The following is a 9097-nucleotide window of genomic DNA, read 5'->3' on the forward strand; positions in this document are numbered from 1 at the left end:
CGAGAGGATGAAAAGTGAGTAAAGCCTGGATTCCCGCCCTTGCCGCAGCCGCCCTGCTGGCTGGTTGTGCTTCCCCGCAGCGTGGTGCCATTCCCGTGGTCGATTCCGGCGCGCCGCTGTCCGAACTGGAGCAACCCTCCGGTGGCGGTGGCTACAATCAGGCGCCCGCCGCGCCGCGGAGCAACACGCCAGAGGACACCGGTGTCGTCGTCATGGTGCCCGGCGCCGCTTCAAGTGCGGCGCAGGCTGCGCCAGCTCCCAGCGCCCCCATCAGCGGCAGCATCACCAGCGGCGGTATTACGCCCGGTCCAATCACCACGGGCCCTGGGGCTGCGCCAAGCGCGCCGGCCTATGGCGCTCCGAGCTACGGTTCGCCCAGCAGCGGCGGCTATAGCGCCCCGGCCCCGACTGCGCCAAGTGGCATCCCCAGCGGCAGTGGCGGCCTGACTGCCGACGAGCAGCTCGACGGGCCGGTGCTGGCGCTGCTGACCACTGCCCAGCAACAGCAGGGTGGTGGCGACCTCAATGGCGCCGCCGCCAGCCTGGAGCGCGCCCAGCGCATTGCGCCGCGCGAACCCCAGGTGCTCTATCGCCTGGCCGAAGTGCGCCTGGCCCAGGGCGACGCTGCCCAGGCCGAGCAGTTCGCCCGGCGTGCGCTGACCTATGCCAATGGCCGCCCGGCCATGCAGGCCAGCCTGTGGGACCTGATCGCACGCTCGCGTGACCGCCAGGGCGATCCGTCCGGCGCCGCCCTGGCGCGTGATCGCGCCAAGGTCAATCTCTGATGGATCCGCGCTTCGTTGATGTGGCTGACCAACTCCTGCTTATCGAGCAGGAGCTGCGCGGGATGGGTTGGTGGGCCGAGGAGTCGCCCAGTGCGGCCGCCCTGGCCAGCCAGGCGCCGTTCTGCGTCGATACCCTAGCGTTCGAGGAATGGCTGCAGTGGATCTTCCTGCCGCGCATGAAGGTCATCCTCGAGAACGACCTGGAATTGCCCCATGCGTCGGGCATCCGCGCCATGGCGGAGGAAACCTACCGGGAGCGGCTCACCGAGGTGGGCGGGCTGCTGGAGGCGCTTGGCGCGTTCGATAGATTGATAGGCGGGGAGAGCTGAGGCTTTGCCTCAGTTGCAGTTCTCGCTGATCGCCTTTTCGGCGTCCTTGATCCGCGACTGCCGCTCCTCCTCGCTCAGCCGGCGCACCTCCCCGTCCACTTCCGCCCGCAGGCGCGGGTTGTTCTGCAGTTGGGCCAGGTTCGTGCGGATGGTCTCGCAATACTTGCGCCGTTCGGCCTCCTGAGCCGCAACGTCCGCCTTCACCTTCTCGTCGATGGCCTTCTGGTCGCCGACCGGCGTGCTCTTGGGCGGTGCAGGTTCCGGCTGCTCGCTGTCCAGGCGCGGCAAGCCGGGGCGCGGCTTGGGCACCGAGGTGTTCACGCTGGTGGCTTGCTGGCCTTCGGGCGGCTGCGCACCGAAGTGGGTGATACCCTGGGCGTCGACCCACTTGTAGACCTGGCTGGCCACGGCGGACGTGCTCAGTGCCAGCAGCAGGCTGCCGGCGAGAATCATGCGGTGCATGCGGTTTCCTTCTGTTGGCGGAGTATCCTCGCGTAACTATAACCAAAAGCCGTCGAGCGTGATCCTGCGTCGCGTCACAGCAAGCCAAGCAAGATTCCGCAACGGATTACTTGACTTGTGCTCTGCTAATCCGAAGAATCCAGGGTTCGCTGTTGTAGTGGGCCGGCCGCAAGTCGGAAGCTGCAGCAGACGATGAGGTGCATACCCGCGCCGACCTGTAACACCCGCAACGCGTTACCTCGCGCTGGGTGGGAAAGCCCCGCAACAACTCTCAGGGGCCGACCCAATGCTTGCTCAGTCAGTAGCTGACGTAGTCGGCGACCACCAGTCGCTCACGCTCTGCTTGCAAGCAAACCTATTCAGGCCGTCCGGTCGCGGGCGGTTTACTGGCGTTCTAGAGGTGAAAAACGTGGAGCTTTTATCTGGCGCTGAAATGGTCGTCCGCTCGCTGCGTGACGAAGGCGTTAAGTACATTTACGGGTACCCGGGTGGTGCCCTCCTGCATATCTACGATGCCCTGTTCAAGGAAAATGACGTAACCCACGTCCTGGTCCGTCATGAGCAGGCTGCTACCCACATGGCTGACGGTTACGCCCGCGCTACCGGCAAACCCGGTGTGGTGCTGGTGACTTCCGGCCCCGGTGCGACCAACGCCATCACGGGCATCGCCACTGCTTACATGGACTCCATTCCGATGGTGATCCTGTCGGGCCAGGTGCCGAGCAACATGGTCGGTACCGACGCCTTCCAGGAAACCGACATGGTCGGTATTTCCCGCCCGATCGTGAAGCACAGCTTCATCATCAAGCATCCCTCGGAAATCCCCGAGGTGATCAAGAAAGCCTTCTACATCGCCCAGTCCGGTCGTCCCGGCCCGGTTGTGGTCGACATTCCGAAGGACATGGGCGACCCGACCCAGAAGTTCGAATACAGCTACCCGAAAAAGGTCAAGCTACGTTCCTACAGCCCGGCGGTTCGCGGCCACTCCGGCCAGATCCGCAAGGCTGCCGAGATGCTCCTGGCCGCCAAGCGTCCGATCATGTATGCCGGTGGTGGCGTGATCATGGGTGGCGCATCCGAGCAGCTCACCGAGCTGGCGAAGATGCTCAACCTGCCGGTCACCAACACCCTGATGGGTCTCGGCGCCTTTCCGGGCACCGACCGCCAGTTCGTCGGCATGCTGGGTATGCACGGCAGCTACACCGCCAACCTGGCGATGCACCATTCCGACGTGATCCTGGCCATCGGCGCACGATTTGACGACCGCGTCATCAACGGCCCCAGCAAGTTCTGCCCGAACGCCAAGATCATCCATATCGACATCGACCCGGCGTCGATCTCCAAGACCATCAAGGCCGACATCCCGATCGTGGGCCCGGTGGACAGCGTGCTGTCCGAGATGGTCGCCATCCTCAAGGAAATCGGCGAGACCCCGAACAAGGAAACCGTCGCCAGCTGGTGGAAGCAGATCGACGAGTGGCGCGCCGGTGGCGACATGTTCCCCTATGACAAGGGCGACGGCACCATCATCAAGCCGCAGAGCGTGATCGAGACCCTCTGGGAGGTGACCAAGGGTGATGCCTACATCACCTCCGACGTGGGTCAGCACCAGATGTTCGCGGCGCAGTACTACCGCTTCGACAAGCCCAATCGCTGGATCAACTCCGGTGGCCTGGGCACCATGGGCTTCGGTTTCCCGGCGGCCATGGGCATCAAGCTGAACTTCCCGGATATCGATGTGGCTTGCGTCACCGGCGAAGGCAGCATCCAGATGAACATCCAGGAGCTGTCGACCTGCCTGCAGTACGACCTGCCGGTGAAGATCGTCAACCTGAACAATGGTGCGCTGGGCATGGTCCGCCAGTGGCAGGACATGCAGTACAACAGCCGTTATTCGCACTCCTACATGGAATCGCTGCCTGACTTCGTCAAGCTGGCCGAGGCTTATGGCCACGTCGGCATTCGCGTGACGGATCCGAAGGATCTGAAAGCGAAGATGGAAGAGGCATTCGCGCTGAAGAACCGTCTGGTGTTCCTCGACATCCAGGTCGATGCCAGCGAGCACGTCTACCCGATGCAGATCCGGGAAGGCGCCATGCGCGACATGTGGCTGAGCAAGACGGAGCGGACCTGAACATGCGACACATCATCTCCCTGCTACTGGAAAACGAGCCAGGTGCGCTGTCCCGCGTAGTCGGCCTCTTCTCCCAGCGCAACTACAACATCGAAAGCCTGACCGTGGCTCCGACCGAAGACCCGACCCTGTCGCGTCTGACCCTGACTACTGTCGGCCACGATGAGGTGATCGAGCAGATCACCAAGAACCTCAACAAGCTGATCGAAGTGGTCAAGCTGGTGAACCTGTCGGAGAGCGCCCATATCGAGCGCGAACTGATGCTGGTCAAGGTCAAGGCCACCGGTGCCCAGCGCGCCGAGGTCAAGCGCACCACTGACATCTTCCGCGGTCAGATCGTCGACGTCACCAGCAGCGTCTACACGATCCAGCTGGCGGGAACCAGCGACAAGCTGGACAGCTTCATCCAGGCCATCGGCACCAGCTCGATCCTGGAAACCGTACGCAGTGGCGTCACCGGGATTTCCCGTGGCGACAAAGTGCTGACGATCTGATCGCAGTCATGAAAAACCCCGCCTGGTGCGGGGTTTTTTATTGCCCGGATTTTACTGGCGGCGATTCCAGAAAGCTGCGATCAGCGGGGCCTTGAGGCGTTTTTCCAGGGCGAACAGGCCGATGTCGTAGGCGGCCAATGGCGGCTGGATATCGTAGATGCGGATGCGTGCGGTCAGTGGGCTGTTGTCGAGCACGATCTGCGGAACCACGCCGATACCGAACCCAAGGCTCACCATGCTGACGATGGCCTCGTTGCCGCTCACCTGGGCATAGATGCGCGGCTTGATGCCGTGGCTTTTCAGCCAGCGGTCGGTCCGGGTCCGGGCCAGGCCTTCTTCCGAGAGAATCATCGGCACGTCCTTCCAGCTCTGCGCCGTGGGCTGCCTCCGTTGTTCTTCTGTCAGCAATTGAGGTGACTGTGGGCCAATGAAGCGCAGCTCCGAGCGGGTAATCGACTGGAAGTCGACGCCGGCTGGCAGGTTGTCGGGTCGGGCGCCGATGGCAAGATCCTCCAGCCCTTGTTGCACCCGCTCGACGGCCCTTGCGGGGTCGCCGGTGTGCAGCTTCATTTCGATGCGGGGGTAGTCCAGGCGGAAGCTGCTCAGGATGTCGTAGAGGAAGCTGTAGCTCGCCGTCACCGAGCAATACAGGGAGAGTTCGCCGTGCAGGTCCAATTGGTCCTGCATGAGTCGTTGGCGGATGGCATGCCAGCCGCTCATGGCCTCGCTCGCGTATTCGCGGAACTGCTGCCCCTCGCGGGTCAGCTGAACCGAGCGACTGTCGCGCACGAACAGTGGTGCGCCGAGTTCGTCCTCGAGTTGCTTGATGCTGCGACTGAGCGCGGAGGGGCTGACATGCTGCTCACGGCTGGTTTTGCCGAAGTGCAGGTTGTCTGCCAGGGAAAGAAAGAGCTTGAGGGAATGGCTGTTCATGAGCATTTCGCATATCGGCACATTGCGTTGCGAATATATCATTTTACGCAATGGATCAGATCGCTTAATGTGCCCTTGTCGCGGTGCGCGCACCCCATCCCTTTCGTTATAAAAGAGTCAGGAACATGAAAGTTTATTACGACAAAGACTGTGACCTCTCGATCATCCAGGGCAAGAAAGTAGCCATCATCGGTTACGGCTCCCAGGGTCATGCCCATGCCTGCAACCTGAAAGACTCCGGTGTCGACGTGACCGTCGGCCTGCGTGCCGGCTCCGCCACCGTTGCCAAGGCCGAAGCCCATGGCCTGACCGTCAAGAGCGTGCCGGAAGCCGTTGCTGCCGCCGACCTGGTGATGATCCTGACCCCGGACGAATTCCAGTCCAAGCTGTACAAGGAAGAAGTCGAGCCGAACCTGAAGAAGGGTGCCACCCTGGCCTTCGCTCACGGCTTCGCCATCCACTACAACCAGGTCGTACCGCGTGCCGACCTCGACGTGATCATGATCGCGCCGAAGGCTCCGGGCCACACCGTTCGCTCCGAGTTCGTCAAGGGTGGCGGCATTCCTGACCTGGTAGCCATTTACCAGGACGCTTCCGGCAACGCCAAGAACGTTGCCCTGTCCTACGCCTGCGGCGTGGGCGGTGGCCGTACCGGCATCATCGAAACCACCTTCAAGGACGAGACCGAAACCGACCTGTTCGGCGAGCAGGCTGTTCTCTGCGGCGGTTGCGTCGAGCTGGTGAAAGCCGGTTTCGAAACCCTGGTCGAAGCCGGTTACGCGCCGGAAATGGCCTACTTCGAGTGCCTGCACGAGCTGAAGCTGATCGTCGACCTGATGTACGAGGGCGGCATCGCCAACATGAACTACTCGATCTCCAACAACGCCGAGTACGGTGAGTACGTAACCGGTCCGGAGGTCATCAACGCCGAATCCCGTCAGGCCATGCGCAACGCTCTGAAGCGCATCCAGGACGGCGAATACGCCAAGATGTTCATCCAGGAAGGTGCCTCGAACTACGCTTCGATGACTGCCTACCGCCGCAACAACGCCGCTCACCCGATCGAGCAGGTCGGCGAGCGTCTGCGTGCGATGATGCCGTGGATCTCTGCAAACAAAATCGTGGACAAGTCCAAGAACTAAGGTCTTATCCCGATCTCAAAGAACGCGGCCTCGGCCGCGTTCTTTCGTTATGGCGGCGGGCTTCTGGTATAAAGCCTGTTTGCCGGGCGGTGCATCCGTCATTCCCGTCCACCTCATTCCGTACTCGATGCAAGGATGTTGTTCATGAGTGAACGTCCCGAAGAGCCGAACCAGCCCGCTGACAACGACAGCCTGTTGCCGATCGACGAACACGTCGAGGAAGGCCAGGATGCCGAAGGGCGCAAGGTTCGCCACCGCGGTATCTACCTGCTGCCGAACCTGTTCACCACTGCCAACCTGTTCGCCGGCTTCTACGCCATCGTCAACGCCATGAGTGGCAACTACTCGGTGGCGGCCGCGACCATATTCGTCGCCATGGTACTGGACAGCCTGGACGGCCGCGTTGCCCGTCTCACCAACACCCAGAGCGCCTTTGGTGCCGAGTACGATTCCCTGTCGGACATGGTCGCCTTTGGTGTGGCGCCCGCGCTGCTGGCCTTCGAATGGGCCCTGAGCGGCCTTGGTAGCGTCGGCCTGACCGTCGCCTTCATCTATGTCGCTGGCGCGGCCCTGCGCCTGGCGCGCTTCAACACCCAGATCGGCAAGGTGGATAAGCGTTTCTTCATTGGCCTCGCCAGTCCGGCGGCAGCCGGCGTGGTGGCCGGCACCGTCTGGGCCTTCAGCGACTTCGGCATCAAGGGCTCGAACATGTCGTTCATCGTTGCCCTGCTGGTCGCCCTGGCCGGCATGCTGATGGTGAGCAATATCAAGTTCTACAGCTTCAAGGACCTGGACCTGAAAGGGCGTGTGCCTTTCGTGGCCATCCTGGTGGTGGTGCTGGCCTTTGCCGTGGTGTTCAGCGATCCGCCGCGCATCCTCCTGCTGATCTTCCTGGCTTACGCCGCCTCCGGTCCGGTGCAATACTTGCTCCAGCTGCGCCGCCGCAAGCAGGTCGAGTGATGTAATTTCCCCGCGGCTCCGCAGTCTACTGGGCATCTCAGCCCAAGTTGCGGAGCCGCCATGTTGATCCAGATCCCTCCTTCGTCCGCGTGCCGCGAACACGAAGTCACGCCCGAAGCCATCTATCTCTCCCGTCGACGCCTGCTCACCGCAGCTGGTGGCCTGGCCGCCATGGCCGCATTGCCCGGGCGTGCCCAGGATGCTTCCGCCTATCCCGATGTCGAGGCTGCCCAGGCTCCCACCTGGTTCGCCGACAAGCTCGCGGCCACCCGCTGGCAGGCGATTACTCCGGGGAACGAGGCGGTGACGCCGTTCAAGGATGCGACCCACTACAACAACTTCTACGAGTTCGGTACCAACAAGGGGGATCCGGCGCGCTACGCGGAGAAGATGCGCATCGAACCCTGGACCGTGCGAGTGGATGGCGAGGTCGCCAAGCCGGGCACCTACTCGGTAGAGGACCTGGTCAAGCCCCATGGGCTGGAGGAGCGCATCTACCGCCTGCGCTGTGTGGAGGCCTGGTCCATGGTCATTCCCTGGCTGGGCTTTCCCCTGGCGGACCTGCTCAAGCAAGTCGAGCCGACCGGCAATGCGAAGTACGTCAGCTTCGAGACCCGGCTCGCCCCGGACGAGATGGCCGGCGTACGCTCGGGATTTTCCCTGATCGACTGGCCTTATGTGGAGGGCTTGAGGCTGGACGAAGCCATGCATCCGCTGACCATTCTCGCCGTGGGCATGTACGGTCGCGTACTGCCCAACCAGAATGGCGCTCCGCTGCGCCTGGTGGTGCCCTGGAAGTACGGATTCAAGAGCATCAAATCCATCGTGCGTATCGGTCTGGTCGGCGAGCAGCCGAGAACGACCTGGGAATCCATAGCGCCGCAGGAATATGGCTTCTATTCGAACGTCAATCCCGAGGTGGATCATCCCCGTTGGAGCCAGGCGCACGAGCGGCGCCTTCCCAGCGGCCTGTTCAGTCCGAACATAGTGCCGACGCGCATGTTCAATGGTTATGAAGAAGTGGCCAGCCTCTATGCGGGGCTGGACCTGAGGAAGTACTACTAATGCGTTTCAGACTCTGGCGACTTTTCGTATTCGTGTTGGCGCTGATTCCCGTCTGCCTGTGGCTGTATCAGGCCTGGATATTCGCCCTGGGGCCGGATCCGGGAAAGGTGCTGGTCGACCGGCTGGGCCTTGGAGCACTCTGGTTCCTGCTGATCACCCTGGCGATGACGCCACTGCAGAAGTTGACCGGCTGGGGAGGGTGGATCGCGGTGCGTCGTCAGCTGGGGCTCTGGTGCTTCAGCTATGTGGTCATGCACGTCGGCGCTTACGCCGTGTTCCTGCTTGGCCTGGATATGCAGCAATTGCTGATCGACCTGGGCAAGCGGCCGTATATCTTTGTTGGCGCCCTGGGGTTCAGTGGCCTGTTGGCACTGGCCGTCACTTCGAATCGCTTCAGCGTCCGGCGCCTGGGCAAGCGCTGGAAGCAATTGCATCGGCTGGTCTACGCCATTCTCGCCATTGCACTGCTGCATATGCTCTGGGTCGTGCGGGCGGATATGGCTGAGTGGTCCGGTTATGCACTGACCGGCGCTCTCCTGATGTTGCTGCGAATGCCGGGAATGGTGCGACTCCTGCCCAGGCTTTTCGTACCCTTCAGGCCGGATGACAGAAAGATTTCAAATAAGTGTTGACGGCAGTTTTGGCATCCCTATAATGCGCACCTCTTCCGGCGCAGTCGCCAAGCAAAACTCCTTGATAATCAATGAGTTGAGTGATTGGTGAGGGTGTCGGGAGGTTCCGCTTCGCAAGGTTCGCCGCTGGCGAATGAAGCTGGAAAAAGGAGGTGTTGACA

The 9097-nt window shown here is 62.1% G+C and carries 10 protein-coding genes; 8 read left to right on the top strand and 2 right to left on the bottom strand.

Going from position 1 to position 9097, the window contains the following annotated elements:
- Window positions 1-14: 14 nt before the first annotated feature.
- Entirely contained in the window at window positions 15-785 is a 771-nt protein-coding gene (locus E8F11_RS10155) for a tetratricopeptide repeat protein (protein WP_280288716.1), read from the top strand.
- Window positions 785-1114 (top strand): YqcC family protein, encoded by a 330-nt coding sequence (locus E8F11_RS10160; protein ID WP_280288717.1) that lies wholly within the window; start codon window positions 785-787, stop codon window positions 1112-1114. Before E8F11_RS10155 ends, E8F11_RS10160 begins: the two co-directional genes overlap by 1 nt.
- Before the next feature lie 9 nt (window positions 1115-1123).
- On the opposite strand, the gene E8F11_RS10165 is transcribed toward E8F11_RS10160, so the two are convergent.
- Complete coding sequence (locus E8F11_RS10165) at window positions 1124-1576, bottom strand: DUF4124 domain-containing protein (RefSeq protein WP_280288718.1); 453 nt, start codon at window positions 1574-1576, stop codon at window positions 1124-1126.
- A gap of 409 nt (window positions 1577-1985) precedes the next feature.
- Here E8F11_RS10165 and E8F11_RS10170 point away from each other — a divergent pair, with 409 nt between their 5' ends.
- Window positions 1986-3710, top strand: coding sequence for an acetolactate synthase 3 large subunit (locus E8F11_RS10170; RefSeq protein WP_280288719.1), 1725 nt, complete (start codon window positions 1986-1988; stop codon window positions 3708-3710).
- Between the two features lie 2 nt (window positions 3711-3712).
- Window positions 3713-4204, top strand: a complete 492-nt coding sequence (gene ilvN / locus E8F11_RS10175) for an acetolactate synthase small subunit (RefSeq protein WP_151136916.1) — start codon at window positions 3713-3715, stop codon at window positions 4202-4204.
- Window positions 4205-4255: 51 nt separating this feature from the next.
- Here the strand turns inward: ilvN and ilvY are convergent, their stop codons facing one another.
- A complete protein-coding gene (gene ilvY / locus E8F11_RS10180) occupies window positions 4256-5137 on the bottom strand; it encodes an HTH-type transcriptional activator IlvY (RefSeq protein ID WP_280288720.1) in 882 nt (293 codons plus the stop codon).
- Between the two features lie 83 nt (window positions 5138-5220).
- On the opposite strand from ilvY, the gene ilvC reads away from it, so the two are divergent.
- From ilvC to msrQ, 4 genes are all read left to right on the top strand, one after another.
- The gene (gene ilvC, locus E8F11_RS10185; protein ID WP_280288721.1) at window positions 5221-6279 is read left to right on the top strand and encodes a ketol-acid reductoisomerase; all 1059 of its coding nucleotides are present in this window, start codon (window positions 5221-5223) and stop codon (window positions 6277-6279) included.
- A gap of 144 nt (window positions 6280-6423) precedes the next feature.
- On the top strand, window positions 6424-7239 hold the full coding sequence (gene pssA / locus E8F11_RS10190) for a CDP-diacylglycerol--serine O-phosphatidyltransferase (RefSeq protein WP_280288722.1): 816 nt from the start codon (window positions 6424-6426) through the stop codon (window positions 7237-7239).
- Window positions 7240-7299: 60 nt separating this feature from the next.
- Window positions 7300-8304, top strand: a complete 1005-nt coding sequence (gene msrP / locus E8F11_RS10195) for a protein-methionine-sulfoxide reductase catalytic subunit MsrP (RefSeq protein WP_280288723.1) — start codon at window positions 7300-7302, stop codon at window positions 8302-8304.
- Complete coding sequence (gene msrQ / locus E8F11_RS10200; protein ID WP_280288724.1) at window positions 8304-8936, top strand: protein-methionine-sulfoxide reductase heme-binding subunit MsrQ; 633 nt, start codon at window positions 8304-8306, stop codon at window positions 8934-8936. Before msrP ends, msrQ begins: the two co-directional genes overlap by 1 nt.
- The last annotated feature ends 161 nt before the right edge of the window (window positions 8937-9097 follow it).

The sequence above is a fragment of the Pseudomonas sp. BN417 genome, from assembly GCF_029871205.1.
Lineage (GTDB): Bacteria > Pseudomonadota > Gammaproteobacteria > Pseudomonadales > Pseudomonadaceae > Metapseudomonas.

What these genes read in the sequence shown, in the direction of transcription:
- msrQ (WP_280288724.1), top strand. Translation starts at nt 8,304, where the DNA reads ATGCGTTTCAGACTCTGGCGACTTTTCGTATTCGTGTTGGCGCTGATT.
- E8F11_RS10160 (WP_280288717.1), top strand. Translation starts at nt 785, where the DNA reads ATGGATCCGCGCTTCGTTGATGTGGCTGACCAACTCCTGCTTATCGAG.
- ilvN (WP_151136916.1), top strand. Translation starts at nt 3,713, where the DNA reads ATGCGACACATCATCTCCCTGCTACTGGAAAACGAGCCAGGTGCGCTG.
- pssA (WP_280288722.1), top strand. Translation starts at nt 6,424, where the DNA reads ATGAGTGAACGTCCCGAAGAGCCGAACCAGCCCGCTGACAACGACAGC.
- msrP (WP_280288723.1), top strand. Translation starts at nt 7,300, where the DNA reads ATGTTGATCCAGATCCCTCCTTCGTCCGCGTGCCGCGAACACGAAGTC.
- ilvY (WP_280288720.1), bottom strand. Translation starts at nt 5,137, where the DNA reads ATGAACAGCCATTCCCTCAAGCTCTTTCTTTCCCTGGCAGACAACCTG.
- E8F11_RS10165 (WP_280288718.1), bottom strand. Translation starts at nt 1,576, where the DNA reads ATGCACCGCATGATTCTCGCCGGCAGCCTGCTGCTGGCACTGAGCACG.